We start from the raw sequence: 18,092 nt of genomic DNA, 5'->3' as shown, positions 1-18,092 counted from the left end.
TGAGCAGGCTGGCGCTGTCTGTGCCGACAAAGCCCCGGCTGGTGAAGGTCAGCGCCGGAACTGCGTCGCCATACACGATGCTCAACGCATCGGCGATGATCGCCAGAGTTGCCGGCGTGATGCTGCCCGTCATTAACTGGCTCACGTCGACCCGGTAGCCGAACACGGGCTTGCCGCTGCTGTCTGTCGTGTTGATGACGAGGTCGGGGAGTAAGATTGCATGGGTGCCGGCATTGGCACTGGCGAAGCTTCCGGTAACGTTGCTGACCGTGAACCGATCGTTGGCAAGAAGGCCATTGCCAACAAATGCAATAGGACCGGTCGGAATTGCGGTGGAGCCGTCATAGGTTTTTGTAATGCCACCGGTGACGGACAAGGACAGAGAAGGCTGCAGACTATAAGCGAGGCCATTGCCGCTTGGCAGCACCGGCAGCGGCACACTTCCCAGCGCCTGCTCCTGACTTAGGCCATACACACGAAAATCGTGCAGCAACCCGCCGATGACATCCGGGGTGTCACCGCCGAAGGGGTTGGTATTGCCACTCCCGATCAACCAGCGTGTTCCCGGTTTTAGCGACGCAACATCGGTGGCAGTGTTAACGAAACGTCTCGCGCCGCCAATCTTTATGTCGCCGACGGTTGCGATGGTGGCGAGGGGGCCGAGTGTCAAAGTTTTGGCCGAATTGCTGTTAAATGTTGCCAGCGACGTAGTACCCCCGATCGCGGCGTTGAGGGTGATATCGCTCTGACCGTCTACGGTGAGGTTGTGGCTGCCATTGATTGCCCCACTCAGCGTTAGGCGGCCCACTGCCTCGATCAGAGAATTTCCAGCCAGCGTAATTGGCTTTGAAATCTCGACGTCTTGTTGCCCAGTCAGTTGCAAGGTCGTTACGCTATTGGCATTGCCCAGAGTTAGGGGGGCGCTGCCACCCGCGAGGTTGCTGGTTGAGGCGACCTGTAAAGTCCCGCTCTGGAATGTGATTGCACCCAGGCCAGCATTATTGCCGAATAAGCCAAGCCGACCAACACCGGACTTGGTGAGTGATGCCGCGACTATGGCGCCGTTGATTTTGCTTTCACTGTCGAGCGTCAGTCCAAGTTGACCCGTTTCGCCAAGATTGATGGATCCGGTGTTCAAAGTTGAGGCGTTCAAACTTAGATTGACGCCGTTAGTTGCGCCCGCATCGCGGCTGATATTGCCTGTTACGACAACGGCGCCCTTTGAAATGAGGGCACTGTTGCCCTGCAGGATAACGTTGCCATCGATACGGATGCTGCCCGAAGCCCCCGGGGTACCATTAAAATAGAGACCGGTTCCATTATCGGTAAACGCGCCTCCGGGACGGGCGAATGTGACGTTAATCACGTCGCCGCCGCCGTTTTCACCGAACAGCACAATCATCGGGTAAAAGAGGCCGGCGTTGAGAGGCGCAGTTTGTCCCGAGCGGGTTTCCGGACCATGAAGCCCACCGTTGTTGACCAGCGGCTGCGTGCTGGCCAATCGCGCGTAGAGTTGTTGTACCGATTCACCAGCATTGCCGAAAAAGATGTATGAAGCGTCATCGCTTAACGACTGGAAAGTGAAGACGCCGCTGACGTCGGGGCGAAAAAAGCCCGAAAAGTTTACCGAATAGGTTTCATCGAAATCAATGCCAGGCGTAGTGCTGTTTATCGCTGTGAACGGTTGCGCAAAACGCGTATCTTGCTCTTTCGTTGCTGTATCGAAAAAGCTGAATTGGTCGTTGAAATACCCATCATACTTGGTTCCGATCAGGCCGTTCTGAAGCACCGCTGCTATCGATGCTCCAGTGTCGATCGTCCCGGCAAGTTTGACGATGCCTGAGCCATTACCGTTGCTGTCGGATTGCAACGCGACGGACAGGCCCGATTGCGCCGTGATGTTAACTCCACTTGCGATTACCACATCGCCGGTGGCGCCAAGCGACAATTTTGTAAGAGGGCCGGCGCTTTTGTTGTTGAACGCATAGATCGTCACATTTCCATCAACAGTTGAGGTTGCACCAGTAGTTGCGGTTCCAACGGTTGTTGCAGTTCCACCAGTAGTTGTGGACGTTTGGTTCTGCGCGCGTAGCGCTACATTTGTTCCGCTATTGAGCCATGTTTCGACCTGAGATGCCAGAATTTTAGTATTGCCCTTCGGAACCATCGGAACCGAACTCAGCGACTGAAATGCGCCATTATTATATTCGAATGACTTGTTGGCAAAACCTGCGAGCAGGCTTGTATCGAGCAGGCCTGTGGTGGCGTCTTGCGTGCCACGAAACAGCTCCGTGAACTCCGTGGGCCCTGTCCTAGTGACGCCCGCCGTTACAGAGTGATTTAGAATTTTGATGTCACCGTAGTTAAACTGAATTCGGCCATTTTGATCGAGAACAATTTCGAAACTATTACTGCTACTATTATAAAATTCTCTCGTGCCATAATATCCTAGGATAAAGCGTTTACTGCCGTCGGGGAGGACTATGGTTGTGTAATAGGGGTTGGTCAGATCGATGAGGTCATTCCACAACGCAAATACCGAGTTGCGCGGCGTTCCGGCATTATCAAGTGGAAGACCATTGCAGCAATAGCTGTTACCGTTCAGGCTTCCAAATGTCAGGAAACCGTTCGATGAAACATCGACACTGTTATAATCTTGACCATTATAGTTGAAACTGAAGCCAAGGGGTACGTTAGCCGCAACTGTATCGTCGCCGAGAGACAGTGGCGTCATGCCGAGGACATCGATCGATGCCGAGGTTATGTTGATGTTACCGGCCAGACCGCTGGCGGCTTTAGCGCGGGCAGATGCCTCCATTCTTTGCTCGAGCCTGTAAGCCTGAATATCAATAGTTCCGCCGTCGCCGCCACTTGTCCCGCCATCGGCCTGCAAAATTCCCGAAATTCGCATGAGGGATTGCGAGTTGGCTAGGTCACCGCGCAGATTTATCTTGCCTCCGGTGCCATTGGTTCCGGCATTCGCCAGCAACTGCGCGCCTGATGCAATGTTAAGCTCCGCCCTGGCATTTTGGTTGGGTGGCACGCTGTCAGTGGCTGACACGCTGTTAACCGGTAACACCAGATTTATAGTGCCGCCGCTTTCGCCGCTAACGTTGATCTTGCTCGCTGCGCTAATATCGATAGCGGCAGCTGTTAGGCTAATAAGACCGCCATTCACACCGCCAGCACCGGTGGCATCGATAACACCGCCGACGGAAGTGCTGCCGGAGGAAAAGTTGCCGACAAATATCTGTCCTGTCGGGCCTGCATCGAGGGTTATCACGCCAGCAGCGCTGCTGACGGTCTGCGCCTGAACGATGCCCGTGGTATTGATGACGTTGCCGATAATGTCGACAGCGCTGCGTACCGTCATAAGGATAGTGCCGCCATCGGCCACAATTCTACCACTATTTGAGACACTGTTTGAGAAATTGCTAACGGTGGCTCCCGCCGCGGTGGCTTCCGCCGGGTCGGCCACTAGGAATGACACCAGCCCATTACCGGCAAAGTCAATCGTAAAGTCTCGGCCTCCACCTAAGGCGATCTTACCCAAACTGGCGCTTATCAGCGCTTCGTTGTTACTGGAACTGATGTTCGCGACATTCCTGCCAGCAAGAACCGCATATCCCGATGGCACGTTGATCTGACCATAATTGGAAATGGCCGCGTTGGTTGCGCCAGAGAATACAAAACGCCCGGTGCTGTTGTCCATGAAGGAAACAGGATCGATGCTGGCCGTGGTGGCAAGGAACCCGGCGGCATTGACGCGGCCTGTGGCGCCTATGACCGTGCCATTGGGGTTGAGAAGCCAGACTTGGCCATTCGCATTAATAGTGCCGTCTATTTGGAATGCTGCGGACCCGCTGCTTCGGTTAAGCGTGATCGACTGGCTATCAGGCTGGACAAAGTTTAAGGTCTCGCCCGCTTGCAAAAGGATGCGTGACCAGTCGAGCACCGCTCGGCGGGTAGTCTGTGTAACCGTGAAAGTCCCATTGTTTCCGCTGCTAACGGAGCCGCTAGCAAATGTGGCACTTCCTTGTGCGACCGTGAACGGCACCTCCTCAGCATTGGCGGCGGCCAATGCAGGCAGGCCGACCGCTAACGCCAGTGTTGCCCGATACGACAGCCGGCGAATAGCCGGACGGCATGTTCGACAATTATTGGCGGATCGAATTTTTGCGCTGGTCATGACATCGTCTTTCAAAACTGCAAAATTGCGCTGAGCGTGAAGCGGCCGCCACCTTTGACGCCGTCCGGAAGCGCTCGGCGCGCCGAAGAGAACTGCGTGTCGACCGACAACTGGCGTAGCAGCGTGAACCGCGCTCCAACTCCGAGCGAGGAAATGGCCGCGCTTTGTTTGGGCGTTTCCTCATAGGCGAGCGCCGTGGTTCGCGCCCAGTCGGCAAAAGCATAGACTTGGACCCCCTCAATGAGGTTGGGCACCTGCACGCCCGGAAGTGATGCATGCAGTTCACCAATTACCCCAATGCCGCGCTCGCCGGTCACTGATGATGGATCATAGCCGCGCCCGATGCCGCTCCCGCCAAAGGAGATTTGCTCCCCCGAGAGCAGGCGGTTGGCTGTATATTGGCCTTGCAATGTCATGCTCGCGCCGATCGGGCCACGGATTTGCTGATTGCGCTGGAATTGATAGGTCGCCCGCAGAAAGTGCGGATTAAACCCAAGGACCGACGGCAAAGGCGCATTGGCATTGTTTGCACCGAACAGGTCAAGGCCATGTAGCAGGTTAACGCCAAATGTCATGTCGCCCGCCAGCCAGCCGATCTGTCGCCACTGCAGGCCAAGGCTGGCAACCGTACTCCTGTCGTCGTTAATCTCTGTGCCCAACGCCTTGACGAAGCTGCGGTTCACCGTCATCCCTGCATCAAGATAGATGGAGTTGGCTCGGGACCGAAGCAATGGCACGCGCAGACTTCCGCTCAGCGAACCCGATAGACTTTGTACATTAAGATCACGAATTAGCCCACCTGGCGCGGCGTGCGCGACAAGCCCGCCGATGCTGCCCACCACACCATTATTGCCAAGCGGCGTTGCATATCGTCCGCTAACTGCCTGCAGCTCTCTAAAACCTTCCCCGGACATTGCCAGCGATAGGTCAAGCGCCCCGGGCCTGCCAAAGGGTTGAATGATCGTTGTGCCAAGCGAATAATTGATTGGCCCCACGACGTCGGAACCCGAATTATCGACGGCGGCAAAGGCAGTTCTTGGCGGCTTGACGGCTGTTAGCAAGATATCGCTACTGCCCAGCGTGCCCCCTGGGCGCAGCACGCTTGTCACGGCCATGCCCGGTGTATCATTTAGCAGGAGCAGCCTTTGTTCAAGATCAAGGAAGCGCACCGGGCGCTGGCCGAGCACAGGGTTAATGAGTGCCTGAGTAAGCTTCCGGCTAGGATCGTTAGGTGCCTGAACAAAAGCGTTGGCTAAGAACCCTTCGACTACCTGTACTTCAAGGGTGCCGTCGCGCACCTCTTGCGGAGCGATGAAAACCCGGGTCAGAAAAAAGCCATCGGCGCGATAGAGATTTTCAAGTTTATTAGCGGCCTCACGCAGGTCGCTCAAAACGATTTTCTGGCCTTCAAGTGAGGCAAAAATTGCGCGCCAGCGCTCTTCCGGAAAATGCGTCGCACCAGTTACCTTGATGCGGGTGATAGAAAACTCGATTTCATCCACCGCTTTTGGAACGCTGGCCTTTTCAGGGTTCTGAATGCGCAATTGCAATGGCGTGTCTGGGAGGGGCAGCGGTTGGATCCGCTGGCGCGAAATCTCCGCCTGTGGTGGTAGCCGGACGATTTGGGCAATGGCAGGCGCAGCGTGCAACGCCATCAAGGTCGGTGCAACGTAAAGTATAGGCATAACATATGCAAAAGATCGGAGTTTATTTGTCATCCATCACCACACGCGAGGAAAGCAGCCCGTGTGCAATCCGATCCTGATGGAAACGGATGACGGGATCTTCCGGAAAATCCTTTGAAAGGCTCGCCAAACAATCGACAGCGTCTGGATCGCTGGCTTCAAGCAAGGCATAGGCCCGGCGATAACCCGCAATCAATTCAGGCGCATCGGTAGTGGCGACAGGGGTATATAGGCACGTTGCCTGCACCTTGCCTTTAAGCACAATGTCGCCAATCGGTCGAAATTCAAGATCGGGGCATTGGTCGACGACCTGTTGCGTGCAACAGACGCGCGTGCCGAAGTACTTGTTGACGCCTTCAGTCCGCGCGGCGGTGTTTACTGTGTCGCCCAGCGCAGTGAAATCCATGCGCGATTTCGAGCCAAAATTGCCGATGATTGATAGTCCGCTGTGGATGCCGATGCGGGTCACGCCAAGGGGAATATCTCTAGCGTTGCAGTCCCTTCGGAAGGCTTCGGCATAAGCATCGAGTTCGAGCGCGCAACGAATTCCGCGCTCTGCATGATCGGGCTGCGGTATCGGAGCGTTGAAGATCGCCATAATGGCATCCCCGATGAATTTATCGATAGTGCCAGTATATTTCAGGATAATCTCGCATGCGCCGTCGAGATATTCATTTAGAACCTCGGAAAGTTCTTCGGCTCCCAATTTTTCAGATAATGTAGTAAAGCCAGCGATATCGGTAAAGATGAAGGTCGCGTCCCGCTTGGTACCCGACACTTGCACCGAGCTCGGATCGGCGATCAACTGGTCGACCACTGCCGGCGAGACATACCGCGAAAATGTGCTCTGAATAAATTCGCGCTGCTTGCGCTCGCCGCGTCCAATAATGAGGTCCATCATCCACAAAGCGAGAAATAGCGACAGCGTCGGTCCAAACAGCGGCAACATTGGCAAACCTTTGCCAAAGCCCAAGATTGCGCCTACCCAATATATAATCGTGATTACAACGCTGATACCGACATTGAAGACAATGCCCATTCGCAACAGGCTTAATCCGGTGCCGATTAAGGCGAAAAGCGCCAATAGCCCAATTGTCCATGAAACAGATACCGTTGGCGGACGCCGTCCTTCCAGCATCTGGGTGATGCCATGTGCCTGAACCATAACGCCTGGCATATTGCCCCGATCGCCATCGTCAATTATGGATAGCGGGGTTCTGTGGCGATCTGTGATCGATAGCACTGCCCCGATTAACACGATCTTGCCCTTGATCAGTTCGGGAGGCAAAAACGGCAGATAAGTTGCCGAAAAAGTCGGGAAAGGCGTATTTTCGGCATCTGGTTGAGCACGCCAGGCGATGTCGACTGGAACCAGAGGTGCTTTTATGCCGCCCATTCCAGCCAATTTCCTTACAAATCCAGCTGGATGCTGAGGGGTGTCAACGCGCTGTCCATTAACGACAGTGCCGCCGGGGTTGATGCGGCGGACCAATCCGTCGAACGGATCGGTCAGCAGGTTTGCCTCTGCGCGCTTATTTTCCGGAACAAACGCCTCCATATAAGCAAGCTGTTCGGCATTAACGACATTGGGGGCCGAACTGAAGCTGAAGGCCAGCGGCGTGCTTGTCGAACGGATGACCTTGCGAAGTCGTTCATCTTTTACGGCTTCTGTGGGTTGATCGACGATGATGTCAACCCCGATGGCGGCGGCGCCCTTGTCTTCAAGTTGTTCGATCAAATCGGCAACAAGACCCCGATCAACCGGCGATCGATAAGAAAATGCGGCTAGTGTCGCCTCGTCGATGGCGATGACTACCACATCCGAAGATGGAGGTATCGCGGGCTGCATCGCTGCGACACGAATGTCAGCGAGCTTTGTTTCCAGGTTCGCCAGCGGCGCGATGAATTTGACGCTGCCACCACCTAGAAACGTCGCGGCAAACGCAATTGCGATCGCGGCCAAGACCTGCCGGGTTGCGCGGTTCATCGTTGTAATGCCTCGGTCTGCGTTTCGATATTGCCTTGCGACGCTGCGCTTTCGTCAAGGTCTTTGCCGATCACCCTTAGAAATGAATCAGCTTGCTGAACGCATGCCTTTTCCAGCATCCAGGCGCTGACCACCAGAGGATCGTCGATATCACGCGGTATTATGTTGACACGAACAGGGTATTCCTGACCACTGGCACGAATTATGAAGGTTTTTAAATCGTCAAGGCCGACAATATCTGGAGGCGTCATGCGATCTGTAGCCGCCTTCCATACATAATCGGCGCGCCATGAGCGATCAACGGGAAATACTGAAAAGGCCTGTTCGGTAAGGCTCTCCGGACGCCACCATACCGGCTTTTCGCCTTCTTTTATGCAACGGTCGCCGCCGCGCGAGATGTCGATAAGCCAAGGCTCTGGCAATGGCGCGGCACTTGCTCCGGACCGAACTGCCCCGACGGAGCTGGCACGGTCGTTGCGGGTGGCGATGAGTGCAGCCAAAGCCGTGCGTGGGTTCTGAACCGATCCAGCGTTTCGGACTGCTGGACCAGAATAGGGGCCACGCAATGTGGACATCCGGCCATCCGGCGCGACTAGAACTATCTTTTCGCCCTCGACGAGCTTAACCGATCGCGCGCTATCGATTCGCATCCCGGGCTTTAGGCCGCCACCGCGCGCTTCAACGACGATCATCGGCGTGGCAAGGGCGGGCCAGGCAAGGACGAGCGCAAGCCCCACAGCGAGCGCCTTGCAATTCATGCCGCCACTCTCTCGTTAAGCGGAGATGATGCACCATCGCCGATCAACACAAAGGCCGCCCAGAAGAAGGGGTGAGCCGTTGCCGGATTTGCTATTGCCTTAAGTTGCGCTTGAGCAAGGGCTGTATCTATCGAAAGCTCTGGGTTGGCTCCGACGGCCTTAAAGACATCGATCATCAAACGCGCAGTCGCCGCCGATGGCACCTGCCAATGACTGACTAACAAACTGCGGGCGCCGGCATGGAAAAAGGCTTCGGCTAGCCCCGACAGGGTCTCGCCGCCAAGTTTTCCGCCGCCGTCCGAGGCGGTATTGCAGGCTGACAGCACTACGAGGTCGGCGCGAAGTTCCAGTGCGGCGATCTCGCTGGCGTCAAGCAATCCGTCGGCTGAGCGCGTTGCAGCAATTGTAGCAGGCGGTGTGAGCACGAGGCCTGGCTCGGATTCGCATTTCAATTCGCCAGGCAAGACGCCGTGGGTAGCGAAATACAATATGCGATAGTCCGACAGGGACTTGCTGCGCAGATTGACTTCGGTTGCATTCTCGGCGAGCATAATTTCTGCGTCAGGTGCCTTGAGTGCCGCCGCCACTGCTGCAACCTCGCTGGCGGTTTCGGGCAACGCGGCCAGCATGCGAATTGTTTCGGGTGATGCAGGGGCATCCCTGCGGCAGCTGTTTAATAGGCCCGCAAACCCAACCCGCGTCGCTTTTGAACCTGTGGGTCCATTACTCGGCGGGGGTGCGAGCTGCGGGTTGGCGACGGCCAACAAAAGGTGGCGCGGCTTGCCGACAAGCCGCGTGGAGCGGAGAGCAACGAAGCTGGTGATTGACGGGCTGTTAGTGATAGCAAATTGGCTGGAAAGCCAAGCGGCGCTGCTATAGTTTTTGTTATCTGGCGGCGCAGTGACAAGTAGGCCGAATGGCAGGCTGGCCAGGGCTCCTGACGGCACGATAATTAGACGCTTTATTCCGTCGAGCTTCGAGACGACCGGTCCAAGCAATTGGGAAAAGAGTTGGTGTGCGGTATCAAGATCGAAATCAGCAACCGAGCGTCCTTCTATTTCAAGTCCGCGGCGCAAGATTTTTACACTTGCGTCGATATCGCCTGCGCCAGCCGACACTTCCGCAACGATCGTTCCATTGCGCCTGATTACCTGAACAAATGATTTTTCCCTACCAAGCAGGAAGGTAATCACGGCTTCATTGTCGTCTAGCCGGGAGCGCACATCATCAATCCGTGGCAAAATTTCTTCTTTTAGAGCTTGATAGTCGGGAAACTGCGTGGCGATTTCTGCGCGCGTTGCTGCGATGCGGGGCGCTTGGTTGGCGATCTGCGCAATGAGCGCGTCTTCTGTTTCGGGATTACGGTCATCGGCTGCAAGCGCCTGCTGCTGGGCCAGTTCGCTTTGAAACCGGGCCATCTCACGATTATAGTCCTCGACGCGCCGCAATAAGGCTGACAATTCGGCGGAGCCTGACGAGAGCCGCATGGCCGTTAAAGCAACTGTGCGGTCGCGGCCTGGCTTGCGGGCAAGTTGAAAGGCGTCAAAAACTTCGGTAAACAAACCCTGACGTTGCTTTTCGTCGGCAATATCTGCGCTATAATTGACGACTGCCGCTGCCAGCGGCATCAAGTCTTCATCAGTGAACGGTAAACTGTCGCGCGGCAGACCGCGGGCGAGGGTAAGCGCTTCCCGATAAGCAATGATGGCGTTTGTATTCATGTTCTCTGCTTGGTAGGCGCGCGCCAGCGCCGTGCGCAATCGCAGGGTGCCGGCGCCTTCACCAAACGCATCCTTGCGGATCCTGATCGCAGTGTTGAAGTAAGTTTCGGCGGCTGCCAGTCGACCATCTGACAGGCTGGTTTCGCCAAGCACACCCATTATATCAGCGCGCCACCAAACCGGCGTTGCAGGCGCGGCTGCCAGCGCCAGTAACGCCTGGCTTGCAAGCACATTAGCACTGGTTGTGTCACCGCTGCGCATCAACACAAAGGCCTCTAGGTTCAAGGCCATGGCCATTTCCCCTCGAGCCAAGGCTGTATCGTCGGTAACAGGGCGCGCGTCGGATATTGCGCGCCACTGCGCGACTGCATCGCTGGCTTCCGAACGGGCCGCGATATAATCGCCGCGCAACGCTGATATGTTAGCCCTATACGTTGCAAGGCGGGCTCGCTCGGCGGGGCTTGGCGACCGTTCTATGATCGGGGCTGCGCGGCGCAGCAGGCCATCTGACTCGTCAAATCGACCAAGGTTTGCAACTATCATCGCCATATCGAGAAAAAGCGCGTTGGTTACAACGTCATCTTCGCCAAAAATGCGAATTTGAACATCAAGCGCCCTGCGCAAGGCCTGTTCGGCTTCGGCATAAGCAAAGCGGCTGTTTGCAAGCCTGGCATCCGACCAGAGCTCACTAATCAATGCCTGGTCGACTTCGCTTCCGATGACTATCGGGGCCGACCACAGAGCTCGGACTTCTGCGGCTAGAAGGGTTCGGTTTGCATCATACTGCAGGCCGAGTGCTGCCAATAGGGCCGGGTAAGCTGACGCAGGACCTTGAACGATGTTCAGCGTTCCGCCGCTGATCTGCGCGAGCAATAAGATCGGCCAACCATCAGTTGAACTTCTGCACGGCAGGGTGAGAACAAATATACCGTCACGCGGCAAGTATCTCTCTGGTTCGCAGTTCAATTGGGTATTGAGCAGCAGTTCACTCTTTGCTGCGTTGAAGGCGCGCTCGAGCGGTTGCCTGCCGGTATCTGTGCTATTCTCGGGAAACAAAAGGCGGGCAAACCTGCCGACTGCCAACCCACCACATAGTAACTGCCGGTCATCGACAAACACACTGCTGGGCGACTGTTGAGCCACTCCCTTAAGTTCGCATTTTTCTCCCGATAGCGTTTCCAGCCCCGGGGTTGCATTCGAAGCGAGTGCGGCAGAATGTGCCCACACAATTAAGAAAGCCGAAAAAAATGCTCGAAAAAAAATAAATATTTCACTCTCAGGAAATCGTTACAACATTCGCCGTAACGCGTTGTCACTCGATTGGTCTTCATTACTGGTGTCAGAGCCTACTGTAAAGTGTTGTAAAGTGTTGTAAAGTGTTGTAAAGTAAGGGGCGGTGGCAGCAAACAAAACACCTCGAATCAGGCGCGCTTATTCTGGTAAGGTCTGAATTCGCTGGCCTCAGGGCTTCTGTAAGGTCGTTAACCGTTGCTGCTCCGCCGAAGTTAAGTGCCCGGAACACCGAGTATTTTAGCTTCCCTCAGCAGCTTGCTTTGCGCTTCCGGATTTGCAGCGATTGACTTTGTAAGTGCTGCCTTTGCCTTAGCCGTTTCACCCAATGTAATGCGGCTACGCATCAGCATGATCCAACCGTCTACGTTTTTAGGATTGTTCGCAAGCTTAGTTTCCAGTCCTTCTACCATTGACGTAACCATTTGCTGTTGTTGGCCGGGCGGCAGCTTGGCCGCTTGCGCCATATCTGTTTTGCTCGGTCCAGGTATGGGAGCTGCCGCAATGCTTTTTAGGGTTCCCGATAAGTCGCTTGCCCGTATTTTTTGGGCGCTTGCCAAACTTTTTGTAATATCGATTTTGTGAATTTTTCCGACTTGCTCGACGGTCCGGATAAGGTCGCCTTCCCAAGGAGCATCCTTCGGAGTGTCTTTCAATAACTCCAACCAATCGTTGATCGCGCCTTTGTGATCGCCATCCAAATCTTTACTGACGGCAAGAAAATAGCGGGATCGTGGATCTTTTGGGTCAAGTATTATAGCTTTATCAAAGGCGGCTTTGGCTGCTTTTGGCATTGGGTTGCTTTCGTCGGCCATCACCAAAGACTCGCCAAGCGATGACCAATATACTGCGCGAGCTGGCTCTAGTTTAGTTGCCTTGCCGTAAGCATTGGCCGAATCAAGATATCTGCCATTTTCGAAGTAAGACCAACCAAGTAACTGCCATGCCTCCACATCACCTGGATCCTTGCGCGTTCGTTCTTCCAGCGAAGCGATTACGGCATCAGGTCCGGCTGCATTCGCACTAATGCCCTTTAGGTCCGGAGCAGAGTTTAGTTTGCCCTCGCTGCCAAAGTTGCGTGACACGCCGAAGGCAATGGCTATGATGAAAATGACGAGGGCGCCCAAGAGAACGGCCCTTGGAATTTTCGATGTTTCAACTGTTTCGGTCATAAATGTCCTAATTTAAAATCAAATAGGGGGTAGCACTATTTGTAAGAGTTGGTAAAGTATCGTTAATAAGTAAATGGAAATTAGCTAGGTTACGTATCACTGCCTCGTCCGAGGGTAAAATCGCCAGTTTGGTCATGATGGGGGAATAAGGGCGTGACAACACAATATCGCGTTGCAATCATTGGGTCTGGCCCGGCCGGACTGAGCGCTGCCTCGCGCGCTGCTGTCTTAGGTCTGACGCATGTGTTGCTTGAAAAGACCGATCACCTTTCTGACACCATTTATAAGTATCAAAAGGGCAAGCATGTCATGGCGACGCCCAGCCAACTGGTCCTGCGGTCCGATGTCGACTTTGACGCAGGGAAGCGTGAATTCATACTTGATACTTGGGACAGTCAAGCCGGCGACCACAAGGTTAATGTCCGCTACCATTCAGAGGTCAAAGCGATTGAAGGAGAGCAGGGCAGTTTCAGTTTGCAGATGACCGACGGCGCCGTCATCGAAGCGGAAACCGTCATCCTTGCCATCGGGACGCAAGGGAACCCCAATTTGATGCGTTGCGATGGCGGCGGGTTATCCCATATCCAATATACACTTGATGACCCTGGCGCCTATATCGACGAACATATTGCCGTGATCGGCGCGGGTGATGCCGGTATAGAGAACGCGCTGGGTCTCGCGGCGGATCCTGAGCAACGCAACACGGTTACAATTGTGAACCGGAACGCAGAGTTTACAACCGCCAAAGATGCCAATATTAAAGCCTTAATCGCTGCGCGCGATACCGGTCGGGTGATTGTACGGACGGGCACAACGCCCACGCTGGTTGAGCCTGGATTTATCACCTATGATACGCCAGATGGCGAAGCAAAGGTGAAGTGCGATCGGATTATCGCGCGTATGGGGTCGGCACCGCCGCGTAAATTCATCGAGAGTTGTGGCGTGGAGTTTACCAGCGAAGACCGTGTTGCATTTCCAAAATTGTCGCCTTCCTTTGAATCAACTAAGCAGGGTATCTACGTCATCGGCGCTCTGGCAGGCTATCCGCTGATTAAGCATTGCATGAACCAGGGCTATGATGTTGTTGAATTCATCAATGGTAATAATGCATTGAAACCAGCAGATGAGCCAATCCTCGAGGCCAAGTTCAAAGATTTGCCAGGTCGCAAAAGTGTCGAGGAATGGCTTGAATTTATGCGGTCCAATATCACGATATTGAACGGCCTGACGCCGTTGCAAATGCGTGAGTTTATGCTCGATTCCGAAGCGCGATTTTACCGAGGCGGAGAAACGATTTTTGAACGTAACGATCCCGGGTCATCTTTGTTTTCCATCGCTAGCGGTTCGGTCGAGGTATTGATCGACGCAAATGATCCGACCAAAATTGTTCCTATCAACACCGGCTTAATCTTCGGAGAAGTCGGATTGATTTCGGGTCGGCGGCGCGGGGCTACGATCCGCGCTGGCGAGGATTCTATCTGCGTTGAAATCTCGCGCACTGCCGCGCTGAAGTTGCAGAGTTCGGTGCCCGCAGCCAAGCGTGCAATTGAACGCATCGCAACCGAACGCCAATTGCTCCAGCTTTTCGGGTCCGGACTTGTTTCGTCAGATTTGAATGAAGTATTGGACAATAGCGAAATCCAGACAGTGAGCGCGGGTAAGTCGGTAATTACCGAAGGCGATGAAGGCGATGACATTTTCATCATCCGCCAAGGCTCTATGATCGTTGAAAGGAAGGTCGCCGGGAAACAGGTATTTCTGTCCTATCTTCCCGCGGGGTCCTATGTCGGCGAAATGGCGCTGATCGGAAATACCCGCCGAACCGCTACTGTTAAAGCAGCGGTCAAATCCGAAGTCATCAAACTCGACGGCGCTGCGTTCAAAGCACTGCTGGAGATGAAACCGGAACTGCTGGCGCGGATCAAATCAGACATGGCATCGCGGCAAGACCTCAACGCATTTATCGAAGCCAAGAAAGATAGTTTTTCCAGCGTCGTCGATATGTATTCCAACGTTGCCAATTTCCTTGTTGAGAACGGAATGGGTGAAGCGACCGATGTGCTGTTGATAGACGAAAGTCTATGCGTTGGATGCGATAACTGTGAAAAAGCTTGTGCCGACAGTCATGAGGGTTTGTCACGCTTAGACCGCGAGGCGGGTCGGACGTATGCGCATCTTCATGTGCCCACGTCATGTCGTCACTGCGAACATCCGCATTGTATGGCAGATTGCCCTCCCAATGCCATTCACCGCGGTCCCGATGGCGAGGTATTCATTGACGATACCTGCATTGGGTGTGGCAATTGCCAGCGCAACTGCCCTTACGGCGTTATCCGGATGGAGGCCGAGCCACCGAAAAAGCCCGGATTACTAAGTTGGATGATGTTGGGTATGGGGCCGGGGCCAGGCGAGCCGAGTAAGAAATGGTCTTATAAAAATGCTGACCCCAATGTAGCTAAGCCCAAGAAGGCAATTAAGTGCGATATGTGTTCTGGCATTGATGGCGGCCCTGCTTGTGTGAGGGCCTGCCCCACTGGCGCAGCGATACGCGTATCCCCCGAGAAGTTTCTGACGGTCGCGAGACTTGAAGGCGAGGCCGGCTGATGGCTCGGCAGGCAGCACAGTCCGGGCGAGTGCGGAGCGACGGGACGCATGAGGGGTTCTTGCGCCATGAGAATTTTCGCTGGCTAAAAATCGCAACTATAATTTCGCTCTTGGCCATAGTCAGTTATCTTTTGATTGATGTCCAGCCGCGCCACAATGGCGGCAGCTGGCTCGGCTACACATTGGGTACTATTGGCGTCCTGATAATCTTGTGGCTCAGTCTAATAGGTATTCGCAAACGCAAGATGTCGCGCGGCCATTGGTCCCTAAAGGCATGGACTTCGGCGCATGTCTATCTTGGGCTTAGCCTGATTGTGATCGGGACGCTGCACACAGGGTTCCAACTTGGATGGAACGTCCACACACTCGCTTACGTATTAATGATGATTGTTATCTTGTCGGGTGTCTGGGGCATTTCCGTCTACGCAACCTTGCCGAGGGTTATGAGCGCCAATCGCGACCAGACGACCGAGGCACAAATGCTTGCTTCTTTGCGGTCGATTGACCGGCAGCTTCATGACGCAGCGCAACCGCTTGATCAAAACCATGCCGAACTTGTGCGAAGTTCGCTCGACCAAGATCCGTTTGGTGGCGGCATTATCCGCAGGATGGCTAATCGTTACCCCACTTGCAAGACGCGCAAGGCGCATGACGAAATTCTGCTTATCATGGGAAGTCAGCCGGGGGGCAAGGATGATCCTTTGGAGAAAGTGGGCTCGCTTTTGGGACGCAAAAGGGCGATCCTAGCGCGGACACGAAAGCATTTGCAGTTAAAGTCCATGCTCGAAATATGGCTCTATTTGCACGTGCCGCTGACATTCGCGCTCATTGCCGCGCTTGTCGCCCATATCGTTAGCGTCTTTTTCTACTGGTGATTGTAGCATGAGCTTTCTTATCCGCCAAATATCGCGCACCTCCGATGACCGGGAAATTATCCGTGCTTATCCGCATGATGTGCGTGAGATTATAATTGGCCGTGACGCGTCGTGCGAAATCCACCTCGCCGATTTGGCCGTTGAACTGCGCCATGCCCGGCTGACGTTGCAGGAAAATGGCAAGCTTGACGTTGTGGCGCTCGCTGGGAACGGTTTTGAGGTAGATGGTAGCAAGACGTCGCAAGCGATTATTGACCCGGCGGGTGGCGCTGAGCTGCGCTTTGGCAGCCATTTGTTGGTCATTTCTGTCGAAGATAACGTAGTCGTCATTACCGCAGAACGCATCGAAGTGCTGTCGGACTCGACCCAGGAAAAGGATGAAATTGGCCTGTTCACGTTACGGGCTCTAATGCCCAGTAGACGGCAAATGGCCTGGGCATTGTCGATCATTATTCTGTTGGCACTTCTGTTTTGGCCCATCCAGACATTTTACAATTATCAAAACTTGGAAAAGCGTCCGGCGGGCTTTCATGCTGACAGTCTGTGGAGCAGCGGGTCGCTATCGTCGTCGCATGCCGGATTGGGAATGGATTGCCAGTCTTGCCATACCGAAGCATTTGTTGCGGTGCCGGATAGTTCCTGTGTCGCTTGCCATGACGATGTCCACGACCATGCCGATCCCAAAAGGCTTAAGCTTGCCAAAGCTCCGCTGAATTGGGATGGAAAAATATCGCGTAAAATCGCTGATGGTTTTAACCGTCCCGAGGGTCGCTGCGTTGAATGCCATACCGAGCATGAAGGCGCTGGACCAATGGAAGATACCAAGCAGCAATTTTGCAGTAGCTGCCATACCGATATGGACAAGCGGCTGACCGACACCAAGATTGCCAATGCGGGTGATTTCGGCACTGCGCATCCCCAATTCAAGCCAGAGGTGATAACGGCGAACGGCTCTCCACCGAAACGAGAGCGGATATCGCTCGATCAAAAGCCAGTGGAAGATAGCGGATTGAAATTCCCGCACAATGTGCATCTGTCGAAGACGAATGGTGTCGCGCGTATGGCTGGGGGGATGGGTAAGCAATTTGGTTTTGGTCAGGCGCTTGATTGCAAGGATTGCCATGTAAAGACCCCCGATGGCGTTCAGTTCCAGCCAATCGATATGGAGCAGAGTTGCGCGATGTGTCACAGTCTGGGTATTGAAAAGATCGGCGACACGGTCCGAACGCTGCGCCACGGCAATCCAAAAATGGTCGTTGCTGACATACGTGCCTTCTATCGAGCAGGTGGCCCTTACCGTGTGCGTACGCAGCAAGTCATGGAAGGACGCAAACGCCCCGGGGGCTATGCCAGCAGCCAGCCATATTATGCCTATTTTGGAAGTGTGAATTATAGCCGCGCCGACAGCGCCATCCGCTCGGTCTTTTCAAAGGGTGGTGCATGCTATGACTGCCATACGGTAATCGAGCCACCTGCCGGTTCAGACAATTGGCAGGTGCAAAAGGTCTATCAAACATCGCGTTATATGATGAAGGGCTGGTTCGACCATGCGGCGCATGACACTGAAACCTGCTCATCTTGCCACGCGGCAAAAACATCTGGCAGTGCCAGCGAATTGTTGCTGCCCGGCATCAAGACGTGCCGAACTTGCCACGGCGGTGAGGCGTCCAACGCAGATGTGCCTTCAAGTTGTGCAATGTGCCATAGTTTCCATACGGATGAAGGTGCGCCATGGGTGCCGAAATTTGATATGACGCGTAAACGGGATCTTAGCAAAACCAGAATAGAGAATGACAAGGCACGCAAATAGA

9 protein-coding genes are annotated in these 18,092 nt (G+C 54.4%); 3 read left to right on the top strand and 6 right to left on the bottom strand.

Annotation, left to right across the window (positions count from 1 at the left end):
- The 6 genes from ACIQ2T_RS03100 to ACIQ2T_RS03075 all read right to left on the bottom strand — a co-directional run.
- Nucleotides 1–4,189 (bottom strand): beta strand repeat-containing protein (locus tag ACIQ2T_RS03100; protein ID WP_397589525.1); only part of this gene is annotated, 4,189 nt, incomplete at its 3' end.
- A gap of 11 nt (nt 4,190–4,200) precedes the next feature.
- Complete coding sequence (locus ACIQ2T_RS03095; protein ID WP_397589524.1) at nt 4,201–5,874, bottom strand: ShlB/FhaC/HecB family hemolysin secretion/activation protein; 1,674 nt, start codon at nt 5,872–5,874, stop codon at nt 4,201–4,203.
- 22 nt (nt 5,875–5,896) lie between these two features.
- Nucleotides 5,897–7,861 carry a CHASE2 domain-containing protein gene (locus ACIQ2T_RS03090; RefSeq protein WP_397589523.1) on the bottom strand — a complete coding sequence of 655 codons (1,965 nt, stop codon included), beginning with the start codon at nt 7,859–7,861 and terminating at the stop codon, nt 5,897–5,899.
- Complete coding sequence (locus ACIQ2T_RS03085) at nt 7,858–8,619, bottom strand: hypothetical protein (RefSeq protein ID WP_397589522.1); 762 nt, start codon at nt 8,617–8,619, stop codon at nt 7,858–7,860. The genes ACIQ2T_RS03090 and ACIQ2T_RS03085 overlap by 4 nt, the downstream gene beginning before the upstream one ends.
- Nucleotides 8,616–11,459 carry a CHAT domain-containing protein gene (locus ACIQ2T_RS03080; RefSeq protein ID WP_397589521.1) on the bottom strand — a complete coding sequence of 948 codons (2,844 nt, stop codon included), beginning with the start codon at nt 11,457–11,459 and terminating at the stop codon, nt 8,616–8,618. Before ACIQ2T_RS03080 ends, ACIQ2T_RS03085 begins: the two co-directional genes overlap by 4 nt.
- Nucleotides 11,460–11,845: 386 nt before the next feature.
- Nucleotides 11,846–12,802 carry a tetratricopeptide repeat protein gene (locus ACIQ2T_RS03075; RefSeq protein ID WP_397589520.1) on the bottom strand — a complete coding sequence of 319 codons (957 nt, stop codon included), beginning with the start codon at nt 12,800–12,802 and terminating at the stop codon, nt 11,846–11,848.
- A gap of 153 nt (nt 12,803–12,955) precedes the next feature.
- Here ACIQ2T_RS03075 and ACIQ2T_RS03070 point away from each other — a divergent pair, with 153 nt between their 5' ends.
- From ACIQ2T_RS03070 to ACIQ2T_RS03060, 3 genes are read left to right on the top strand one after another with little or no spacing between them, the layout of a single operon-like run.
- Nucleotides 12,956–15,406, top strand: coding sequence for a cyclic nucleotide-binding domain-containing protein (locus tag ACIQ2T_RS03070; RefSeq protein ID WP_397589519.1), 2,451 nt, complete (start codon nt 12,956–12,958; stop codon nt 15,404–15,406).
- Nucleotides 15,406–16,281 (top strand): hypothetical protein, encoded by an 876-nt coding sequence (locus ACIQ2T_RS03065; protein WP_397589518.1) that lies wholly within the window; start codon nt 15,406–15,408, stop codon nt 16,279–16,281. The genes ACIQ2T_RS03070 and ACIQ2T_RS03065 overlap by 1 nt, the downstream gene beginning before the upstream one ends.
- Nucleotides 16,282–16,288: 7 nt before the next feature.
- A complete protein-coding gene (locus ACIQ2T_RS03060) occupies nt 16,289–18,091 on the top strand; it encodes a cytochrome c3 family protein (protein WP_397589517.1) in 1,803 nt (600 codons plus the stop codon).
- The last annotated feature ends 1 nt before the right edge of the window (nt 18,092 follow it).

It is taken from the genome of Sphingorhabdus sp. (genome assembly GCF_044357595.1).
Taxonomy (GTDB): domain Bacteria; phylum Pseudomonadota; class Alphaproteobacteria; order Sphingomonadales; family Sphingomonadaceae; genus Sphingorhabdus_B.
This window is presented reverse-complemented; position numbering and strand designations above follow the sequence as displayed.